General features: G+C 41.8%; 22 protein-coding genes. 6 read left to right on the plus strand and 16 right to left on the minus strand.

Annotated features, from left to right (window positions below):
- Positions 1 to 163: 163 nt before the first annotated feature.
- The 6 genes from BDD30_RS06970 to BDD30_RS24105 form a co-directional block, all read right to left on the minus strand.
- Positions 164 to 733 carry a flavoprotein gene (locus BDD30_RS06970; RefSeq protein WP_015835489.1) on the minus strand — a complete coding sequence of 190 codons (570 nt, stop codon included), beginning with the start codon at positions 731 to 733 and terminating at the stop codon, positions 164 to 166.
- 87 nt (positions 734 to 820) lie between these two features.
- Complete coding sequence (locus tag BDD30_RS06975; protein WP_015835490.1) at positions 821 to 1,285, minus strand: group II truncated hemoglobin; 465 nt, start codon at positions 1,283 to 1,285, stop codon at positions 821 to 823.
- Between the two features lie 50 nt (positions 1,286 to 1,335).
- The gene (locus tag BDD30_RS06980; protein ID WP_015835491.1) at positions 1,336 to 2,205 is read right to left on the minus strand and encodes a GNAT family N-acetyltransferase; all 870 of its coding nucleotides are present in this window, start codon (positions 2,203 to 2,205) and stop codon (positions 1,336 to 1,338) included.
- A gap of 31 nt (positions 2,206 to 2,236) precedes the next feature.
- Positions 2,237 to 3,241 (minus strand): GMC family oxidoreductase, encoded by a 1,005-nt coding sequence (locus BDD30_RS06985; protein ID WP_015835492.1) that lies wholly within the window; start codon positions 3,239 to 3,241, stop codon positions 2,237 to 2,239.
- A gap of 11 nt (positions 3,242 to 3,252) precedes the next feature.
- On the minus strand, positions 3,253 to 5,889 hold the full coding sequence (locus BDD30_RS06990; RefSeq protein WP_015835493.1) for a non-ribosomal peptide synthetase: 2,637 nt from the start codon (positions 5,887 to 5,889) through the stop codon (positions 3,253 to 3,255).
- Complete coding sequence (locus BDD30_RS24105; RefSeq protein WP_081461610.1) at positions 5,838 to 6,611, minus strand: condensation domain-containing protein; 774 nt, start codon at positions 6,609 to 6,611, stop codon at positions 5,838 to 5,840. Before BDD30_RS24105 ends, BDD30_RS06990 begins: the two co-directional genes overlap by 52 nt.
- 328 nt (positions 6,612 to 6,939) lie before the next feature.
- Between BDD30_RS24105 and BDD30_RS23510 the strand changes: the two genes are divergently transcribed.
- Positions 6,940 to 7,092 (plus strand): hypothetical protein, encoded by a 153-nt coding sequence (locus BDD30_RS23510; protein WP_170152949.1) that lies wholly within the window; start codon positions 6,940 to 6,942, stop codon positions 7,090 to 7,092.
- 138 nt (positions 7,093 to 7,230) lie between these two features.
- Complete coding sequence (locus tag BDD30_RS07000) at positions 7,231 to 8,670, plus strand: MFS transporter (protein ID WP_071823753.1); 1,440 nt, start codon at positions 7,231 to 7,233, stop codon at positions 8,668 to 8,670.
- Between the two features lie 75 nt (positions 8,671 to 8,745).
- Here the strand turns inward: BDD30_RS07000 and BDD30_RS07005 are convergent, their stop codons facing one another.
- Positions 8,746 to 9,417 carry an ArsR/SmtB family transcription factor gene (locus BDD30_RS07005; RefSeq protein ID WP_015835497.1) on the minus strand — a complete coding sequence of 224 codons (672 nt, stop codon included), beginning with the start codon at positions 9,415 to 9,417 and terminating at the stop codon, positions 8,746 to 8,748.
- A gap of 210 nt (positions 9,418 to 9,627) precedes the next feature.
- Here BDD30_RS07005 and BDD30_RS24985 point away from each other — a divergent pair, with 210 nt between their 5' ends.
- Entirely contained in the window at positions 9,628 to 9,840 is a 213-nt protein-coding gene (locus BDD30_RS24985) for a DUF2938 family protein (RefSeq protein ID WP_407946587.1), read from the plus strand.
- The gene (locus tag BDD30_RS07010) at positions 9,762 to 10,085 is read left to right on the plus strand and encodes a DUF2938 family protein (RefSeq protein ID WP_407946588.1); all 324 of its coding nucleotides are present in this window, start codon (positions 9,762 to 9,764) and stop codon (positions 10,083 to 10,085) included. The genes BDD30_RS24985 and BDD30_RS07010 overlap by 79 nt, the downstream gene beginning before the upstream one ends.
- 229 nt (positions 10,086 to 10,314) lie before the next feature.
- On the opposite strand, the gene BDD30_RS07015 is transcribed toward BDD30_RS07010, so the two are convergent.
- The 9 genes from BDD30_RS07015 to apt form a co-directional block, all read right to left on the minus strand.
- Positions 10,315 to 11,625, minus strand: a complete 1,311-nt coding sequence (locus BDD30_RS07015) for an inosine/guanosine kinase (RefSeq protein ID WP_015835499.1) — start codon at positions 11,623 to 11,625, stop codon at positions 10,315 to 10,317.
- Between the two features lie 99 nt (positions 11,626 to 11,724).
- Entirely contained in the window at positions 11,725 to 12,831 is a 1,107-nt protein-coding gene (gene wzz(fepE) / locus BDD30_RS07020) for an LPS O-antigen length regulator Wzz(fepE) (RefSeq protein ID WP_015835500.1), read from the minus strand.
- A 179-nt stretch (positions 12,832 to 13,010) separates the two neighbouring features.
- Positions 13,011 to 13,994: a ferrochelatase gene (gene hemH / locus BDD30_RS07025; protein ID WP_015835501.1), complete on the minus strand. Its 984-nt coding sequence runs from the start codon at positions 13,992 to 13,994 to the stop codon at positions 13,011 to 13,013.
- Positions 13,995 to 14,158: 164 nt separating this feature from the next.
- On the minus strand, positions 14,159 to 14,815 hold the full coding sequence (gene adk / locus BDD30_RS07030) for an adenylate kinase (RefSeq protein ID WP_015835502.1): 657 nt from the start codon (positions 14,813 to 14,815) through the stop codon (positions 14,159 to 14,161).
- A 183-nt stretch (positions 14,816 to 14,998) separates the two neighbouring features.
- Positions 14,999 to 16,891 carry a molecular chaperone HtpG gene (gene htpG, locus BDD30_RS07035; RefSeq protein WP_197535182.1) on the minus strand — a complete coding sequence of 631 codons (1,893 nt, stop codon included), beginning with the start codon at positions 16,889 to 16,891 and terminating at the stop codon, positions 14,999 to 15,001.
- A 258-nt stretch (positions 16,892 to 17,149) separates the two neighbouring features.
- Positions 17,150 to 17,755: a recombination mediator RecR gene (gene recR, locus BDD30_RS07040; RefSeq protein WP_015835505.1), complete on the minus strand. Its 606-nt coding sequence runs from the start codon at positions 17,753 to 17,755 to the stop codon at positions 17,150 to 17,152.
- Positions 17,755 to 18,084: a YbaB/EbfC family nucleoid-associated protein gene (locus BDD30_RS07045; protein ID WP_015835506.1), complete on the minus strand. Its 330-nt coding sequence runs from the start codon at positions 18,082 to 18,084 to the stop codon at positions 17,755 to 17,757. Before BDD30_RS07045 ends, recR begins: the two co-directional genes overlap by 1 nt.
- Positions 18,085 to 18,137: 53 nt before the next feature.
- Positions 18,138 to 20,114, minus strand: a complete 1,977-nt coding sequence (dnaX, locus tag BDD30_RS07050; protein ID WP_015835507.1) for a DNA polymerase III subunit gamma/tau — start codon at positions 20,112 to 20,114, stop codon at positions 18,138 to 18,140.
- 96 nt (positions 20,115 to 20,210) lie between these two features.
- A complete protein-coding gene (gene apt, locus BDD30_RS07055; protein ID WP_041382964.1) occupies positions 20,211 to 20,762 on the minus strand; it encodes an adenine phosphoribosyltransferase in 552 nt (183 codons plus the stop codon).
- Positions 20,763 to 20,905: 143 nt separating this feature from the next.
- Here apt and priC point away from each other — a divergent pair, with 143 nt between their 5' ends.
- Entirely contained in the window at positions 20,906 to 21,448 is a 543-nt protein-coding gene (gene priC, locus BDD30_RS07060; RefSeq protein WP_015835509.1) for a primosomal replication protein PriC, read from the plus strand.
- Positions 21,449 to 21,470: 22 nt separating this feature from the next.
- Positions 21,471 to 21,647, plus strand: coding sequence for a pleiotropic regulatory protein RsmS (rsmS, locus tag BDD30_RS07065; protein WP_015835510.1), 177 nt, complete (start codon positions 21,471 to 21,473; stop codon positions 21,645 to 21,647).
- Positions 21,648 to 21,658 lie beyond the last annotated feature (11 nt).

The following is a 21,658-nucleotide window of genomic DNA, read 5'->3' on the forward strand; positions in this document are numbered from 1 at the left end:
CAGTAACTCTGGCGGGGCTTCTTATGACCTTTAGCAAAAACTAATAGCTTTTCGTTGCCATCCCTACACTGATAGGAGTTACTACAAGGGAACTGTTTACATAAACCGCTAGATCCTAGCATATCAGCTAATCCTTGATGGCAAACCAGGCAAGCACCTTTTATCAATGTTGCCCTGATTTTACCTCTATCAACCTGGACCTCAACAACTCCACGACTTCGCTAGCTGGTGGCAAGGAAGGATGACCAACTATCCGCTGTAGCGCAGTATCATAGTTTTCATGCCATACAGGTTGAATAACCTCATAATTATCCTCACAAATTTGACGAACATTTCTACACACAGCAGATTTCTTCCACATTACCGCCCCCATAGCGGGAAAAAATAAGACTGGGAAATCAGCAGCAAGAATAACCGTCGTTAGACGATTAGGGGCCGCCCCCTGTGCTACTGAAGCCAGGGTATTAGCCGTTGCTGGTATAACAGCCATAATATCGTGATCGGCAACAATTTTTGAGGGCTTATCTGTTGGCCAATCAGCTGGATTTTCATCAGCGATGACGCGATCAGCCCACAATCTCAGAGTTTCAGCAGGGATAAATTGAGTTGCCTGTTTGGTCATCAATACCGTTAATGAGCAGTTAATATTCGCCTTAATTGCCTTCAAATATTCCGGAAGATAAGTAATATCTACCGAGCCACAGGCACCTATTAAAATTCTTTTTTTCACCATTATAATATTCCACAAGGCAAAGATATTTAGCAGCAGTCATTGTGAAAGTAAAAGCCTTCACTTTCACTGAAGTATTAACAGCAATAATTAAAGTGTTCCGGGAGGCGCTTCTCCCCATCCCCATTTTTTAATCGTTTCACGTTTGGAGCATGGGGCTTTAGGTTGTGAGTTGGCCTGCGCACGACGAGACCCCCACTCAATGTAAGCTGCAAAAGCAGAGCGAAATTCTGGATCAGAAGGAAGATTAACCTCATCAGCACATTCCATCATTAAATCCACCCAACGCTTACGCTGTTCAGGCTGAGTATTTCTACCTCGGTGTTTAGAAATCATGCCCTTAAAACCGCCCCTATGAGCCGTATAATTCGGCTCTCCACCTAAAACCTCCTCCAACCAAATTGCCACATGTTCTGGATGATCGGATGACATACGGGAAAACATAGGTGCTAATAATTCATCTTTTTCAACTTTAGCGTAAAAGGTCGTCATTAATTTCATCAACACTTCTCTTCCCCCCATCCATTCAAATAATGTTGGTGTACTGTCAGACATAATTTCTCCATTAAGCTTAATCAGCTACAGTTCAAATGAATTAATGTTATTTAGCCCAATTCCAGAGAAGCCAATGCATTAATCTCTGGATGATACTGAACAGGCGGATTCCCACGATACATCCTGCACGTGTAAAAAAGCGGTTTAAATCCTAAAGAGTTGACAAGAGCTATTACATCATGAGCATATTCAGGAATATCCAACGTTACCTTAGTATTCTCAGATATTTCATTCAGCGCCATTGACATCAGAACTTTCATGTCCTGTTTATTTCCAGCATAAAAAGGTCCGATACGATATCCCTCATCAGAAGGCCGCAAACCAATTAAACCTTCGATGCCGTTTTTTCCGGTAATAATAAAACCTTTTCTACCGTCGCCAAAAAACCAAGTCGAGAGTAAACTCAGGCGTGAATAGCCCATAAAACGAGAGTCATACTCCACCACCGCCAAAATATTTTCTTGATTCACCGTTTCAACATTCTGGAAATTGACCATTTGTTTACTGGCTGTTCCCAAAACTCTCAACGTCTGATAATGCGTTACAAAACCCCATTTTTGATAATTTTTCTCTTGGGCAGGCATGCCATCCAACCCAATACAACGCCCTTCAGCATGTTCAATCGCCACACGCCATGTATTAAGCCCTAGCCCTTTGCCGCGAAAAGCAGGATTAACGATATAATGGCCAAGATGCGAGTAATTTTGAGCGTAATTCACCACAGACACCGATGACACGGGTTGCCCATGCAAATAGCCAATATAAAAGCCGTTTGCATCAACATTAAAAAATCTCCGAGCATCCTCCCGCCCCAAATCCCAGCACTCCCGGCGGGCCATATCGATGGCAGGTAACCATATTTCAGGCGTAGCAATCTTCACCTGAAAATTATCTTCAGACAATTCACTTATCATATTCATATTTTCCCGCGGTCAGATTAAAACGTAATACTCACAAGCCCATCGATTTACTAATAAACTCTTTAAGAATTTCGCTAGTACCGCCATAAATAGTTTGTACACGACTATTTGCCCAAGATTTTCCAATAAAGGAATCACTCATATATCCCGCACCGGAACGTTGCAATATAGCGGCTGATCCCACAGCCCCAGCACAGAGCACGACCTGTTCAGCATGATAAGTGGTATGTTCCCCATTTTTAGTCACTTCAACGCCCGTCGCCCTGCTGGCGGAAAACAGCACTCTTTCAACCATCACATTGGTGAGAATATGCAAGTTTTTCCGCTCCCGAGCCGTGGAAAGGTAGGCTCGATAAAGATCAAACCGTTCCGCACCCTGCACCACATTGGCAGGAACAGTTCCAACGGCAGGCCCTTCCCCTTCATTCAGGTCATCCACAAAAGGAATACCGTGATCTTGGCACGCCACAGAAAAAGCCTTTTCTAAAGGCAGAATTTCAGCGTCACCCGGCCTGCGCAATCTCAGCGAACCCTTGTGACCATGCAATGAAGAATTCTGTCGATCACAATCATTTTCAAGAAATTTGTACCACGGCAAGACATCCTGCCATGACCATTTCTCACAGCCCATTTTCACCCAATATTCGAAGTCACTGGGAAAAGCTCTTAATGCGACGGCACCATTAATGGCTGAAGATCCCCCCATCACTTTCCCTAAGCTGTAACCAAATTGTTTACGTCTATCTCTCCCTACGGGAGAGATATCATCAGCCTGAACAAATCGTGAGAATCTGTCTGCACCATGAACATTCGCTTCGTACTGCCAATTATATCCTTCCAGAACCAACCGAGAAGCATCCAACAATGGGCTGTCGGGCCTGTCCACATCAGAATCCTGTCCGGCTTCAATCAGCATGACCGAGTATTTACCATTCTCTGAAAGACGCGATGCCATGACGCAACCGGATGTTCCTCCCCCTACGACGATAAAATCAAACTGAATAGACGTATGGGCCGCGGTAGAGTGATTACTCATACATACTGCTCCTAACCATTATCCGACACAGTTGCAAGAATCTTTGAAAAATCACGAACAGAAGCATTCATAAATAAGCTTTCAATCATATCCTGCTCGCTTGTAGGGCTGACATTAAAGGATTCACGCACTGCACTGAGAATGCCCACTGCATGTAATGAATCTCCACCAATATCAAAAAAGCCGTCATTGACATCAAAATCGTTATGTTTCAATTGCTTCGACCAGAGATCGAATAAACGGGACTCAATATCATTGGACGGCAAGCTTTTACTTTTTTCAGCTACCGCTTCACCCCAAGGCGTTGGCAAAGCTTTACGATCAATTTTTCCGTTGGTGGTCAGTGGCATGCTATCCAGTAATACAAACCAGGTAGGTACCATGTAAGAAGGAAGATTGTCTTGAGCAATCCCCCGCAATTCATTCTCTAATAACCTGTTATCGCTATCGTTACTTCCTTTTTCTGCAACGATATACGCAGCCAACTGCTTTTGACCGGTTTTCGGATGGATTGCAGCATTGATTACCACATGGTTAGCCTGTTGATGTGATAGCAAACAGGCTTCAATTTCTCCCAGTTCAATACGATATCCGTTAATTTTTATCTGGCTATCTTCCCTCCCAAGAATTTCAATTAATCCCTGATCAATATAGCGTCCTAAATCACCCGTTTTATACAATCGTTCGCCAGTGACAGGATGGATAATAAAACGCTCGCGGGTTTTTTCCTCGTCGCAGAGGTAGCCTTGTGCAACACCCTCTCCGGCAATAAAAAGCTCACCAGTTACCCACTTAGGGCAAGGTTCAAACCAGTTATTGAGTACGTGGAATCGCTGATTAGCGAGCGGTTTGCCATAGGGAATACTTTTCCAGTTCGCATCAACCTCTCGGATGGGATAAACAATTGACCAAATCGAACCTTCAGTCGCCCCACCAAGACTCACCACCTCAATACCGTCTATTGCTGCTTTAATCTGGTCCGGCAGATTAACGGGTATCCAGTCGCCACTCATCAAAACCAAACGCAAAGCGCTGGTGGAGAGTTGAGGCCCAGCATGTTCAATCAGCGCCTTAACCGGTGCAGGCACACTGTTCCAGAGGGTTATTTGGTGTTTAATTATTTGTCTGGCCCAGGCTTTAGGATCGTTAGCTTCATCTTCTGAAGGAAACAATATCTTGCCACCTGCACCCAATACGCCAAAATAGTCATAAACAGAAAGATCAAAACCGGCTGGTGCAATGGAAAATACCCCGTCATCTTCGCTGACGCCAAAACGACGATTAATATCCAAAACGGTATTAGCCGCATTACGGTGGGTAATCATCACTCCTTTCGGTTCACCTGTGGAACCAGAGGTAAAGATCACATAGGCTAGATCATCCAACGTTTGAAACGCGACCCGTTCAGGGAACCTAACAGGGGCACTGCTATCAATATCCACATTGATTCTCACCAACAAATCTGGCTCATCAGCACAAGCATGAGTAACTATCGCCTTGGCTGAACAACGTTCTATCAATCGCGACCTACGCTGTCTCGGCAACATCGGATCGATGGAAACGTAAGCAGCCCCGGCAATTAATACCCCTAGAATAGCAGCAATCATTTCCGGCCCCTGCGGAAGTGAGACTGCGATGATGTCACCGGACTTAATCGACACCGACGCTCTCAGTCGGTCAGCCACATTATTGGCGCTAGTTACTAGTTCACCATAGCTAACCTGACGCTCCCCCTGAATAATTGCCGTTTTGTGGGGGAATTGACGGGCACTATTCAGGATAAGATTTTGCAATAACTCTGGTTGAGTATCATTAGCAGTAGCGTTCGCCACCTGCCTTTCCCATAAATCATGTGGTGACAGAACAACCACCGAGCCTTTTTGGTCCCAAATTTCCGGGTTATCAGCACATTGCTCCAAAAGCGTTACAGAAGCATCAAACATCATTTCCAGCATGCCTTGTGGGAACAAGCCATCAACATAATTCCAGTTCATTACTAAGTTGCCGTTGACATTCAATAGCTGATTCTCAAGCCAGATCCCTGGCGTCTGTGTACTACTGTAAGTTACCGGTGCAGTACCCTCCCAGGTATAATCGGTGATAATATCGCGCAGTTCTATGTCAAGCGTATTACTAAACACAACCGGCATGGAAAGTGCGCGTCCATTGCTACCACGACGATTTAGTTCTCTCAGCACCTGGATACCGTTAAACGAAGAGTGCCATCGATTCATAAACAGCTCTGTTTGCAATATAGTCAGCCGATTTATAAAAGAATCCGATTTGTTGTCGTCAACGCAGAGCAAACTTGACTGAAGAAAATTCCCAACACACGATTGAACAAGGGGAAAATGCGGACGTCGGGTATGTTGAGTTAATGTCAAAGTAAAAGTCTGATGACGTGACCACTGCCGTAACGTTTCTACATAGGCCCCTAGAAAAAGCGTTTCCATGGTAATACCTTGAGCGGTACCAATCTGACGGAGTTTATTCAACAATTCAAAAGTGATTTTATGAGAAATCGTTTTGAATATCGGTTTCTTAATTAACTCCGGTGACTGCTGAAACGGTAATTCAGGCGCGGAAGGCATATTATCTAATTTTCTAATCCAATAGTCTTTATCTCTAATACCCTGTTCATTATGCATGAGTTTTTTTCCGCATAGATATAATCAACAAAACCAAACTCCGGTAATTTATTTAATGCTTTGGCATTCTTATAAAACCCCCACCAATCCTTCATCAATATTTTTACGCTATGCAAATCAAGAAACATCAATTCAAAACACAGATGCAAACGAACCACATTATTATTGAGCAATGTAGCTCTAATATCGAATGGAGGCGACGTTTCTAAAGAATTCAGATGAGTTTCCATTTCATTTCGCGTCTGTTTAATAAAATCCTGCTGTACCTTCTCATCCATTGAAGCACAGTCAGTTATGGCAATCTCATAACGCTTGGGAGTAAACGACGCCCTCTGCCTGCCACAGTCAGTCAGCTCAGCGCTAAGCATAGGATGAACAGCAATTGTCTGATTTAACGCTTCATTGAGCTTTTGCAGATCAAGGTTAAATATTTCAGTTTCAAAATAGTAGCGGGTTGCAATCCCCCCCAAAGTCATACCTGCATTACGACCAATCAGATAAGCATATTGGATGTCAGTAAGTGAAAATGGCTCAGATACTTCTCTTTTATCTTCTATATTAAAAAGCAACAAATCATCAACAGGTAATTTTACATTGAGAAGATCATTTATTTTTATAGCATATTTACTAGTCGCATTTTCAGTATGCTTAGCAATATAACTCTCTTCTATAACTAAATTATTTAAACCAATTTTATCCGCAGATTCCTGCACTATATACATAATGTACCCCTGTGAAATTATTAAGAAATCACTAAAAACAAAATAACGTGAAAAATAGCCACCCATTGGGCAGAACGAAAAACCCGAACTGCAATTTTTAATAGAAGCTTTATATTAAAGATATTTCTAGTTAAATAAAACCATCACCAAGTTCACTCCATGGTTAATTAATATAGAAAATCAGCAATGTCATGAAATAATAATAATCCACCCATTTAAGGAATGAACATTAGGATTTTCATCAAAATTAATTAAATAATATACCCAATAAATTTCGAGTTGCAGCACGGCGGCAAGTGAACGAATCCCCAGGAGCATAGATAACGATGTGACTGGGGTGAGTGAAAGCAGCCAACAAAGCAGCAACTTGAAGGATGAAGGGTATACACCATATATTCCTATCGCTAATGAAGATATAACCAGCAAAATGATTCACAATAACTATTTGAATTTTATTACCAATATGATTCCTAATATATAGCTTGATCTACGTAGCATTTATTGTAATTAAAATCAGCAAAAAATAATGTTAATCATTCCACTTAGTTATTCATCTTGACAAAGTAAAAACAACGGGAATATCACTAAAATATTCAATTGAATGATTAAGGTGAAAAAAATGAGTGAAGGTATCGTGATAAAGAGCAAAAAATTGACCGAACTTGAAAAAATCAGCGTTCAATCGACAATCAACGACCAAATATCAACCAACAGCTCCCGAGTATTTACTATCCTTGCTGTAATACAAGCAACATTGATTTTTACGATCGTAATGATCGGAGTACCCATGCCCGCCATTGGTCTTGAGTTCAAGTTATTTCAAGCTGAATTGGTGTTGGTTAGCGCCGCCTATGGTCTTCCCTTCAGTGGCCTATTGTTGTTTGGAGGACGACTGACTGACCGTCATGGTGGCAGGAAAATGTTCACCCTCGGTCTGCTAATATTTGGTCTTTCGTCTCTGGCCGGTATGTTTGCCCCAACTTACTGGGCATTAGTTACTATTCGTTTTATCCAAGGTATTGGCGCTGCTCTCACTGCTCCGGCGTTGATGGCGCTATTACGCCAGCTTTACCACGATCCCAACCAGTTCAACCAAGCAATGGCAACCTGGGGAGGGGTATCTGTGCTGGGCGGCGCCATCGGATTCCTCTCTTCCGGTGTGATTACCACATGGCTATCTTGGCGCTGGATGTTTATCGTTCCAGTTTTAGTTGCTTTCATCGGCCTAATACTAGTTCGCAAAATGATGAAGCCTACATCGCTCAGCAGTACCGATTCACCTGATCTGGATTTATTGGGCGCGTTACTGGCAACCAGCGGTATTTCAATATTCAGCTTCGGCCTTATTATGAGTGGAGAATATTCTTGGCTAACACCACAGGTATCAGTACCAATAATCGTCGGTGTTCTATTGATTATTTCCTTCTTGATTGCTGAAAAACGGGTAACTTCTCCTCTGTTACCCTTAAGTTTTATCCGCGATCCTATGCGTATTACCGGCCTGGTGGGTATTCTGATGGCTGCGGCAGGAATGGGATTGATTACATTTTTACTTTCTCTGTATCTACAACAATTCCGCGGCTGGTCATCATTCGCCACTTCTATGGCTTTTATACCCTATACACTTGGTCTTCTGATTATAAATCGAGCCGCAGGACCTCTGGTAATGCGCTACGGTGCATTTCATATCACAATAACCGGATTATTGATTGGTGCAGTCGGGCTATTTCTACTGGCAATGATCGATGACAAAACCACCTATACTGTGGGCCTGCTTCCAGGGCTGTTTATACTACCAACTGGCGCATCTTTAGTGTTTTCAGGCAGCGCCGTGCTTTCTACAGCTAATGTTCCCCTGAGCCAAGCCGGGCTTGCAGGTGGTGTGATGAATACCTCAATGGAGCTAGGACCAACAGTCGGGCTGGCAACATTAATGGCCGTTGCAGCTACCAGAGTGGATGTTATCAATGGATATGCTTGGGCATTTGGCACCGCCGGTGGGGCTTATTTACTAGCCGCTCTTGGCGCATTGTTTTACCTAAGAAAAATAAAACACTAAACTGACCTTGCCAATCACTGAATCCTGTACATCAGGATTCAGTGCCATAACAGGCAGGTAAACGCGAAGAGCTACCTATCTGTCATTCTGTACCTCGAACCCAGCCGCTTTCCAAGCTGGAAATCCCTCTTCCAAACGCCGCGCAAGAAACCCCTTTGATCGCAGTATCTTCATCGCATTAAGGGAAAGTACACAATATGGTCCGCGACAATAAGCCACAATTTCTTGCTCCTTAGGCAACTCTGACAAACGCCCCTCAAGTTCTTCAGCGGGAATATTGATAGCCCCAGGAAGATGCCCGGAAGCGAACTCTTCCGAAGGGCGAACATCCAGCAAGGTAACCTCCCCCAGATTAAGTCTTTGAAACAATTCTTCACGTGAAATCGACTCCAGATGCTCTCGTCGGTTAAATGTATCGGCGATAAATGCTGCTATCTCACTATTTCTATATTCAACATACTGATGGAGTGCCGCCAATAGATTTTGTACCGGACCGTTACCCAAACGATAGTAAACGTTCTTACCTTCCCGACGTGACTGCACAAAACCTGCTCGCTTAAGATGCTGAAGATGTTGTGACGAATTAGCTATTGTCAATCCAGTTAGCTCAGCCAGACGTTCTACCGGCCTTTCTCCCTGAGTAATATGTTCCAGTAGCATCAGACGGTGGGTATTTCCCAAAATTCGAGCTACCTCCGCCAACTCGTCAAAGAGTTGTCGTTGGGCATCATCATTGAATATTGACATACTGTTTTCATTGCTCAATCATTCAATATAATAGTTGAACATGATCATATCAAAGGTTGCTCATACTACCCAGCGTGTGGTCATTTTTTTCTGCTATTTTTCAACCTAGTTTATTACAAAGCATGTTCTATATTTCTTTCAATTACCTGGAAGTGTCAAATGGATATACTACTGCACGCAGTGATAATAGGAATCGGTGCTACCTTGATTATGGATCTTTGGGCAATAGTACAAAAACGCCTATTCAATATTCCCTCCCTTAATTATCAACTGGTTGGACGCTGGCTCGGACACACATGCCGGGCGGCAAATTTGTTCACCATACCATTATTCAAGCAACCCCAATTAGAGGTGAAAAAGTCCTTGGCTGGACAACGCACTATATTATTGGCGTATTTTTCTCCCTGCTATTTATTATCATAATAGGTCAATCCTGGCTGGAAAATCCTACCCTTTTACCTGCCCTAGCCATGGGGATCATTAGCATAATCGCCCCATTTTTTCTGATGCAGCCTGGTTTTGGATTTGGGTTTGCTGCGGCTAAAACGCCGCAGCCTAATGTAGCCCGTCTGCGCAGTTTGGTCGCACACACTAGTTTTGGGGTAGGAATTTACCTTAGTGCGTTGATTATTAATGAATTATTCCCAATAAGCAAACTTATCAATTAAACCCGATCAACGTGGAGCAAGCTCATTATCATATTGGTGCTAGAAAAGTCTTCTTGTACTGGGCAATCCCCAGAAGTGAACGAATCCTGTATTCACAAATAAATCCGCTTAAAGACCTCGGTGCTAAATCCACCGAGGTGCTCGTATCAACAAATTTCTTATAAAAGAGCCCCTCGCCCTATCGGACATAGGGCCAAGGTTTACAGCGGATTTCGCTAATATTATTAAATTATCTTTCCCAGTAAGACTCTTCCAGGCTATCTTCTTTTTCCGGCAAACCACGGCTTAATCGTGGAGAATGCTGACTCAATACCTGATAGCTGACCCTGTTTGAATATTTACAAACTTGAGCAAGAGATGAATATGTTAAGTAAGTACGAACATGCTTACTGGAATTCGGCACATTCGTTCTGTGATAGTTATTAGCCGTTATATCATGTAATAAAGCAGATAAAGCACCATCACCAGCACCATTGGTATTCATAATTTTTTCTGGTCCCCCCATATAAGGTTCAATATGAGAATAAACCTTCATAGGAGACTGGCAATCAGATTTACGCATAGCACGGCTAAATTCATAACGGTTAAATTCAGCAATCGCACCCGGTAACAATGGATGAGTTGTCCGGCGTTTATAACTTTCTTCGGTATAACCAGCCATATATAATCCAGCCGGGCCAGCGGTACACAGAACTAAATCTACCCAATTTAATGCCATATCTGAAGCCAATAATGGATCACTAAAACCAGTAAGCTCATAAGCTTCATCTTCATTCATTGCCAGAACAGAAATATTCTCAGCCAGAAAATCACGCCACCATTGTGGATCATCAGCAATAACATACTTTGTCCCCAAAGTCAGAACGACGGGAACACTATATTTTTTCGCATATTCAATAGCTTTCATTGTTGCTTCAGGCATCGGCTCTCCTGGTCTGCAACGAACCAAATAAGCGGTCAATACCAAAGCTGAAGCTTCAGCAATAATCTGTTCAGGAATACTCTCAGGCTTAAGTTGATTCATTTGTCCAGGACTGATGGCAAAAGTCCGTTCACCATTTTCTGTTACCAAAGTGAAACAGCGGCCAATTGCTCCATCCACACCTTGTAAATAATTTAGATCAGTACGGCTAGAGGTATTACATAAATAGCGATAAGCATAGCTACCAATCTGAATATTATTACACATAGCCCCCAGTAAAACGGAGCGATCATCAGCAAGAACTGAGTAATTATGGAGGGTATTACCGATAGTACCACCAGCAAATTCATGGCTAATAAGATTATTATCAGTAAGTTCTTTATACAAGGTTTCAGCTACATCATCTTCAATAACCAATGAGTGCCCCTGGCTAAGGTTATAACGCCGGATAAAATCTTCGTCTACTTTCGCTTCAATATCCACTAATGTCTGATCGATACCAACGATATAAGCCCGATTATTCTCACTATCCATCATGTCTTTAATTGGCTGGAGTAAGGGATCACGCAGACTGACAGGAAAATAGTGTTTTGATTTACGTTTACCAGGGAATTTCATATTTGATTGATGCTATAGGGACATAAAGATGCGGCATATTAGCACAATAAAAACAGACAAGCAGCAAGTGTCACAATGACACTTGCTGCCTAAAGAACATTAGGCCGCTTGTCGACGACTGCGCACCATGTGACGAAGCATAACGAAAATAACAGACAGGATAAGACCGATAAAAGCACTGCCTATCAAGATAATCAGGCGCTTAGGCGAATCTTTCGCCGTTGGTTCATAAGGAGCCTGCATATATCTGAACGGCTGAAAGTCAACTTTATTTATTCTAAGTGATTTAAGTTCATTTATATAAAACATACGGTTACGTAAATCAGCATCAATTGAGGCTGGATCTTTAATTTCTTCCGTAATTTTTAACTTACGCTGTAATGCATCAGAACCTAAGGCAATAGAGTAATCTGGATCGTCTTTAATCATTGCTCCTTCACTAGAAATAGGTTTTTTAATTCCCGCTGAATTAGCAATGGATAATGCATGTTTCAGCCGCTCAACATTAGCTCTCTGTATATTACTCACGCGGTTTAAATCAACCTGGTATAAACCTTCAGAGTAAGCAAGCTTCTGTTCAACCATATCACCCAATTCGTTTTTCACTTGGTCACGAACAACAGACGATGCATAGTTAATGTAGCCATTTAGCAGGTTATATGCATCTTCAGCAGTCTCTGCACTGAAAACCAGTTTAACCTCCTCATTATTTTGATCATCTTTTTCCACTTTTGAAGAAGAGGAAATATTATCATTTACAATTTTTTCAATAAGTTTTCTTTTTGCAAGTGGCGAATGATCATCTGATTTAGCTATCAGATTTTTAAAATATTCTGTATTAATCAGATATTCTTCTCGTAAAACCCGTGAATTAAAATTATTCAAAAAATTATGATACAACGATGATGAAGTTACCGATGGTTGTAAACTTAAAACCTCTAACGTAGTCAGGAGATTTTTAAGTGGCTGTATTTCTTCAAGTTGAGGTTGAATAACTGAAGCTGAACTCGTCCATTTTTGTGGCATCAACGATGTTGCTACAAAACCAATAACAGCAAAAACGATAGTAACAGCAATAATCAATAACTTTGATTGAAATAAAACAGAAAATAACTCAAACAAATCGATTTCATCGTCTTGTTTTGAATTGTAATAATTAAAATATTCTTCATTGAAGTTAGTGCTTTTAACCGGTTTATTAATCATTATTTATATCCAAATTCAAATATGGCTGTTACTAATTGCTCTACAAAACATCATCCCACTGAACCCTATGGTTAATTTCATTTATCCTAAAAACCAAGTATGGCAGTTCAGATAGACAGGTACTTGAGTAGGAATATACCACTAAAGAATCAATTCATCCTAATGATAGATTAATTCCATTACGACTCAACTCTGCCTCTGACAACACTGTTCACTAATGCTTCAAGCAGCAAAATATGACTACTATTGTCGTTAAGCGCAGGAATATATTCAAATTTCTCTCCACCAGCATCAAGAAATATCTCCTTATTCTGCAATTTTATCTCTTCCAGCGTTTCCAGACAATCAGATGAAAAACCGGGACAAAGTACCTGAATATGTTTTATTCCCTGATCAGGCAATGATTTCATCGTCTGATCCATGAATGGCATCAACCATGGCTCTCGACCAAAACGCGACTGATAAGCCATCATTACTTGTTCTGCCGGATAATTAATAGTTTGCTTTAACAATCGTGTTGTTAACTTACATTGCTCGGCATAAATATCACCAGTATCAACAAAACGTTGCGGAATACTATGATAGGAAAGCAATAATCTATCCGGTTGACCATGCACATAAAAACTCTTCTCAATCGTCTCCTTCAGTGCAGAAATATAAGCCGGGTGATCAGCATAGCTGCGAATAAAGTGGACTCCAGGAATAGTACGATATTTCTGTAATGCCAGACTGATACCATCAAATACAGCCGCAGATGTGGAACAAGAATACTGGGGATAAAGTGGTAAAACAACCAATTGTTCAACATTCTGCCTGAGTAGATTATCAATTGCCTGTTCAATAGATGGAGAACCATAACTCATTCCTAGTTCAATAGGAATATCTACCAATTTCTCTGCTAATAATTTCTGCTGACGGCGGCTATATACTAACAGAGGAGAACCTTCATCTGTCCAGATTTTCTGATATAACTTTGCCACACGTGAGGAACGTAAAGGCAAAATAACACCATATAATATTGGCTTCCAAATTAGTGTGGAAACATCTACAACTCTTTTATCACTAAGAAACTCGGCTAAGTAACGCTTTATAGCCGCAGTTGTTGGCTGATCAGGAGTGCCAAGATTAACTAATAAAACGCCATACTTATCGCTGCTGCTCATTATGCCGATTCCCTATTGTTTTCACTGATGAGAACCCTAACATAATAAAATACGGATGAAAATCATGTTTATCCATGAAAAACAATAAATAAAAACCAACTAATCAGCTGAAATAGTAAAGAAATAATATAAGATTAAGGCAGCTTAACGCCGCCTTTTAAGAATCACTCAGATTGATTAATCAAAATTTTGGTCAATTCTTCACTAACTTCAGATACCTTTCGAGTACCATCAATTTTGAAGTATTCAGTGTTACCTATTTCAGCTTCTTTCTGATAGTAAGAAACCAAAGGTGCAGTCTGTTGATGATATTCAACCAAACGCTTACGCACGATATCTTCGTGATCATCTTTACGAATAGTCAATTCTTCACCAGTAACATCATCTTTATTTTCCATTGCAGGTGGATTAAATTTGATGTGATAAACACGTCCAGATGGTGCATGCACACGGCGCCCAATGATACGTTCAATAATCAATTCATCAGGTACATCGAATTCCAGAACATAATCAACATTAATACCGGCTTCTTTCATTGCATCAGCCTGAGGAATGGTACGAGGGAACCCATCCAACAAGAATCCATTTCGGCAATCATCTTGTTTGATGCGCTCTTTTACCAAAGCAATGACTAGTTCATCAGTAACTAGCTTGCCATTATCCATCAGCTCTTTTGCTTTTAAACCCAATTCTGTGCCAGCCTTAACTGCAGTACGCAACATATCACCGGTAGAAATTTGAGAGATCCCATATTTCTCCATGATAAATTGTGCCTGAGTCCCTTTACCGGCGCCCGGAGCGCCCAGCAGAATAATACGCATTGCGTAAATCCCCTTGCTAGTTAGTTTTTATATTTTAAGAAAACAAATCACCATACCATTTGGAATGGGGTTCCCTCAAGGAAACAGGTAAACGATTTCGTGATATTTTTCTGCAAAAAATAAACCACGCCTCATTTCACTACCGGAGGCGTGGTTTACAATCGTTACCAAAATATAACTAAATCAAGCTTTTCCAGACAGTAATAACTGATTCATACGACGGATAAACTGATTTGGATCTTCCAATGTGCCCCGCTCAGCAAATAATGCCTGATCGAACAATAATTCGACCCAATCAGCAAACTGTGTTTCATCACTAATATCAGCCGCCAGTTTTACTAATTGATGATCAGGATTCAGTTCAAAATTGTATTTAACTTCTGGGACCTGCTGACCAGCCGCAGCAAACAATTTCGCCATCTGTGTACTCATTTCATCCGCGTTTGTTGTCACAATTGCCGGAGTATCAGTTAGGCGGTAAGTCAATTTGACCTCTTTTACCCGATCGCCAAGCAATGTTTTCACACGCTCAACAAATGGCTCTAATTGCTTTTCAGCTTCTTCCTGCTCAGCTTTGTTTTCGTCTGCCAATTTATTCAAAGATTCATCGGCTTTACTGACTGATTGGAATTTTTTACTATCGAACTCAGTAAGATAGCTCATCATCCATTCATCTATACGATCTGACAATAGCAGAACTTCGATACCTTTCTTACGAAACAGTTCTAAGTGCGGGCTATTTTTCGCCGCAGCATAACTGTCCGCAGTGATGTAGTAGATTTTATCCTGACCTTCCGTCATTCTACTAACATATTCTTCCAGAGAAACTGTCTGGGCAGAGCTATCATTATGGGTAGAAGCAAAACGTAACAATTTAGCAATAGTTTCTTTGTTAGTATGATCTTCTGCCGGACCTTCTTTCATCACCAGACCAAACTGTTGCCAGAATTGCTGGTATTTCTCTGCATCATCTTTTGACAATTTATCCAACATCTGTAATGCACGTTTGGTCAACGCATTACGCAAATTACGGGTAATAGAGTTATCTTGTAGAATTTCACGAGAAACATTCAGCGGCAAGTCATTGGAATCAATCAGACCACGAACAAAGCGCAAATAGTTTGGCATGAACTGTTCTGCATCATCCATAATAAACACGCGTTGGACATACAGTTTCAATCCGTGCTTATGCTCACGATTCCACATATCCCACGGAGCCTGGGATGGAATATAGAGCATGCTGGTATATTCCTGTTTACCTTCTACACGATTATGGCTCCAGATCATCGGATCAGCAAAATCATGAGAGATATGTTTGTAGAACTCTTTGTATTCTTCATCTGTAATTTCAGATTTACCACGAGTCCACAAAGCCTGGGCTTTATTAATCTTTTCCCAGGTTACGGTATCTTCTTCGCCTTCTTCTTCACTCTTATTTTTAGTTTCAATTTCAACTGGCAGAGCAATATGGTCAGAATATTTGCTGATAACAGAACGCAAACGCCAGTTATCCAGGAATTCATCTTCCCCTTCACGTAAATGAAGAGTGATCTCTGTACCACGAGTTTCTCTTTCAATATCAGCGATAGTGTAATCGCCTTCACCAGCCGATTCCCAGAATACCCCTTGATCAGTTGAAGCACCAGCAGCACGGGTACGTACAGTGACTTTATCCGCTACAATAAATGCAGAGTAAAAACCAACACCAAATTGTCCAATTAGCTGGCTATCTTTCGCCTGATCTGAACCAATAGATTCCAGGAAAGCTTTGGTGCCTGATTTAGCAATAGTTCCAAGATTATCAATGACTTCATCTCGGGTCATACCAATGCCATTATCACTAATCGTAATAATTCTCTTTTCTTTATCAAAAGAGAGGCGAACACGCAGTTCACCATCGTTTTCATAAAGATCTGGGGCAGATAATGCGCGGAAACGTAATTTGTCAGCAGCATCAGAAGCGTTTGAGATTAGCTCACGAAGAAAAATCTCTTTATTGGAATAGAGTGAATGGATCATTAATTGCAGAAGTTGTTTTACTTCAGACTGAAATCCACGGGTTTCCTGACCTTTCATACTCATTTGTTACCTCAATCTAAATCCAGTTCAGATAGATAAAATCAGACGATGAAGTTCAAATGGGGATAAATAAATTGAATTTCAAGTTAGGTTATTCAAAAGAATATGAAATAGAGTAAATAAGTTAATTATTTAAATAACTTATAGAATACGCTGCATAAATGCAGCGCTTTAAAGTCTTTACGGTTTGATCTATAACAGGATACACAACCATATTTTTCCAGCCAGATAAAACCGTAAGGCACTAACAGAAAATTAATAAGTAATCTTCTGCCGCCCAGCAAGTGAATGTGACAAAGTTGTGCCATCTACCATTTCAAGTTCACCGCCAACCGGCACACCATGAGCAATACGGCTCGCAGTTACTTCATACTGGGCGCACATATCTGCAATATAATTAGCAGTTGCCTCTCCTTCCACTGTCGGATTGGTCGCCAGAATGACCTCTGAAATCACTTCAGTGGAGAGACGCTCCTCAAGACGATCTAACCCAATATCCATCGGGCCAATACCATCCAGCGGAGATAAATGTCCCATCAATACAAAGTAGCGCCCAGCAAACTGACCCGTTTGCTCAATAGCATGAATATCCGCGGGACTTTCAACCACACAAATTTGACCATTTTGCTGACGGCGTGAGTTGGCACAAATCGTACACTGTTCCTGCTCAGTAAAAGTCCGGCAATACTGACAATGTCCAATTTCTGACATCGCTTTTGTCAACGCCTGAGCCAAACGCATTCCACCACTGCGATCACGCTGTAGCAGATGAAAAGCCATCCGTTGTGCAGATTTAGGGCCAACCCCTGGCAAACAGCGCAATGCTTCCATCAAGGATTCAAGGAGAGGACTGGTTTGCATCAGAATGGCATCTTAAAGCCTGGTGGCAGTTGCATTCCGCTGGAAACACTTGCCATTTTCTCTTTCTGAGTTTCTTCGATACGGCGGGCTGCATCATTGAATGCGGCAGCAATAAGATCTTCCAACATCTCTTTGTCGTCCTCCATCAGGCTTGGATCGATATCAACACGACGACAATTATGAGCACCATTGATAGTCACTTTAACCAAACCTGCACCAGATTCACCTGTCACTTCCAAATTGGCGATCTCTTCCTGCATTTTTTGCATTTTGTCTTGCATTTGCTGGGCCTGTTTCATCAAATTGCCCAAACCACCTTTACCAAACATAGTTTTCTCTCTTCGCTATGGCTACATCGTACAACAGGTACAGATTGCAGCGGTTAGACCGGTCGGATACTCTCTTCATCCAATTCAGCATCAAATACCTGCCGCAATGTCTGAATAGTTTTATCCGCAATAATTGATTGGCGAGCTTGTGCCAACTTCTCTTCATAAATGGCTTGTCGCCATTCCAGCGGAGTTTTTTCCGCCGGATTATCATCTTCAATAATGCTGAATTCAACCGTTGCACCATGCAACTCGCTTAACGCTTCCGTTAATGACTTTTGTGCAAAAGCGGAATTAAGGTGACGCTGGCTCGAACGCAAGTGTAGGCAGATCTGATTTTCACCAACCTGCTCTTTGAACGCATTTAATGCTAATTGTTGCACCAGTTTAGGAATTTTAAGTTTATCAACTTCTGCGGCCCATGCATCTCTTTGTTTAGATTCTTCCGCTAATTTCTCTGCCAGCTCTGGTGTTTTCTCATGTTCCAACGCTGTTCTTAAAGCTTTTGGCGTAGCCACATAAGTTTCTGGTTTTTTCTCAATATTCTTAGCACGCCAACGGTAAGCCTCTTTTTTCTCAGGCTTGTTTTCCTGAATTTTAGCCACTGATGATTGAGGTCGTTGCCCTGACACTGCGGCAAGCCGTTCCAGTGCCGAGGTCGCCGGCCTCGTCTTAACAGACGTAGCCGGTTCAGACTTTTTTGGTGGTGTTTGCTCTTGCTGTCGGGATAACGCATTCCTTGCTTTTAATAGTTGCGCGGTCGGGCTCGATACAAGTGCCTGGGGTATCTGAGATTCTTTCTGAGAAGTTCTATCCACCGGTACCAACTCACCAACATGATTAGTAGAAGTTATCTCCTTCTGGTGATCATGTTGCCGCTGAGCTGCCGTGGGTGGCGTAACCGTGGGTTGTACCACCGGTACAGGAACCTCTTCTATGACTGTTTTGGGATGAAATGCTAAAGCCCTGAGTAAAGCCATTTCAACACCCATTCTGCGCTCTGGCGCATACGCCAGATCTCTACGACCAATCAGTAACGTTTGATAATAAAGTTGCAAATCTTCCGGTGAGATAGTCTTTGCTAATATCCGCAAACGGCCATCTATTGAAGAAGGACCAATCTCTGATTGAGAAGGTAACAGTTGGATCATTGCAATACGATGTAGCAATGAAAGTGTCTCTACCAACAGATTTTCCCAGTCAGTACCGCGTAAAGCAACTTGCTCCACCAATGCCATAACCTGCCGACCGTCAGCCCGAACCAATGCTTCAATAATGGATAAAGGCTGTTCATCATCCAGCGTCCCCAGCATTTGGCTGACTATTTCAGCCGTCACCTGTCCTTGCCCCATAGCAATAGCCTGATCGGCCAGACTTAGGGCATCACGCATACTACCATCAGCAGCACGAGCCAAAAGCTGGCGAGCACGGCTGTCACTCTCTAGATGTTCAGCTTTAAGTATACGCTCAAGCTGATCGCTTATTTGAGCGACATCCAGCGCTTTGAGATGGAACTGTAAACAACGGGATAGAATGGTCACTGGCAATTTCTGCGGATCAGTTGTTGCCAGCAAAAATTTCACATGTTCAGGTGGCTCTTCCAACGTTTTCAATAATGCATTGAAACTGTGGCGAGAAAGCATATGCACTTCATCAATCAGGTAAACTTTGAAACGCCCGCGAGTTGGAGCATATTGCACGTTATCCAGCAATTCACGCGTATCTTCAACTTTAGTACGGGAAGCAGCATCAATCTCAATCAGATCAACAAACCGCCCTTGTTCAATTTCAAGACAATTAGCACATTTACCACAAGGCTTATCAGTAATACCTATTTCGCAATTCAATCCCTTAGAAAATAAACGGGCAATTGTCGTTTTTCCAACGCCTCTGGTGCCAGAAAACAAGTAAGCGTGATGAAGCCGATCATGGGCAAGACCATTAGCTAACGCAGTCAGGACGTGTTCCTGGCCAATCACATTAGAAAATATTTGTGGGCGCCACTTACGGGCAAGTACCTGATAGCTCATTGATACCGGAGAAATTAAAGATGATTGGCTACCATGCTAACACAGCCCCACTACAGACAGCGAGGCCGATATGTTAGTAATGCGAAAATAAACAGATCAATGACCTGGGAATTCAAGCAGAGTAAAACTATTCACTCCTTGCCTTTGCAGGCGCTCAATGCCCCCCAAATCTGGCAAACCAATAACAAAGGCAGCTTCAGAAACTTTACCTCCTAAACGACGGATTAAGCGGACAGTTGCCTCAACAGTGCCACCGGTTGCTAATAAATCATCAACAACCAGCACTTTATCGTTCTCTCTTATACTATTTTTATGCATTTCCAATGTATCAGTGCCATACTCTAGATCGTAAGTTTCACTCAATGTTTCACGAGGTAACTTACCGGCTTTACGCACGGGGACAAAACCAACACCGAGACGCAACGCAACTGGAGCTCCGAATAGAAAACCACGAGCTTCAGTGCCAACAATTTTTGTTATGCCCTTGCCTTGATATCGCTCTACCAGAAGATCAATCGTTGCTTGGTAGGCAGGAGGATTATCCAATAAAGTTGTGATATCACGAAAAAGGACCCCTGGTTTCGGGTAATTCGGAATAGTTTCTATACTGTCTTTAATAAATTGCAGTTGCTGCGCGTTTGTGATCATAATCGGGGCCAGTGAGTAGAACACGAAAGTGCTAAAATCTATGCAAACTGATAGAAAAAAGCAACCAATCAACATTCATCAGCCTATTTTTTGTCGTTCAAAATCAATTCTACTTTACAACACATAACCACTTTAAGGTATAAATGAGTACACGAAATTTATTAAACTTGCTCGAAAAACAGGTCGACATACTGGCAAAAGAACTTGCTCCACTAGCAGACACTCCATTTTCCACTGCCCGGTTTGATCAGACTTTATTTAACCGACACAGCGATAAGCTCCGTGGCTATTTGCAAGAAGTAAAGCACAACATGGAACAACTAAAAGAGTGTGTTCAGGATAACCGGACAGAACAAGTCGCATTTCTATCTGAACGTTTAATTATTCAAATAGAAGCATTAAAGCGTGAGTCATCTACCCAGTCCCTGAGAAGAAAAGAGAGTCAGTTCGAGCATAAACAACAAGCTACTGACCTGTATCATAAACTGGCTGAGCATCAGGATTATGAACGCCGCCTACTCGCAATGATCAATGATAGAGAACTAAGATTGAATCAACAGACTACACTTAGTAATCAGCAAAAAGTACAGAAAGAAATTGCAGCCTTAGCTGGAAGATTGGCACGTTGCCGCCAATCTATGATGCGAATTGAAAAATCAATCGAATATAAAGAAAACATGGATTAACAACTCAAATGAGGAATATTTTATGTCCGTCGAACATGCACCACCTGAAGTTCAGCTTGCTGTTGATCTAATCTATTTACTGGAGTGCAATGAAATCACTCCTGAAATCGCACTTGCCGCACTGGAAATAGTCAAACATGATTATCAAGCAAAATTAGTGAAGCAACTACAATCTACGATTGACTGCTCTTCTTCTTAAAGAAGAGGATT

It is taken from the genome of Photorhabdus asymbiotica (assembly GCF_003634575.1).
In the GTDB taxonomy this organism is placed as follows: Bacteria; Pseudomonadota; Gammaproteobacteria; order Enterobacterales; family Enterobacteriaceae; genus Photorhabdus; species Photorhabdus asymbiotica.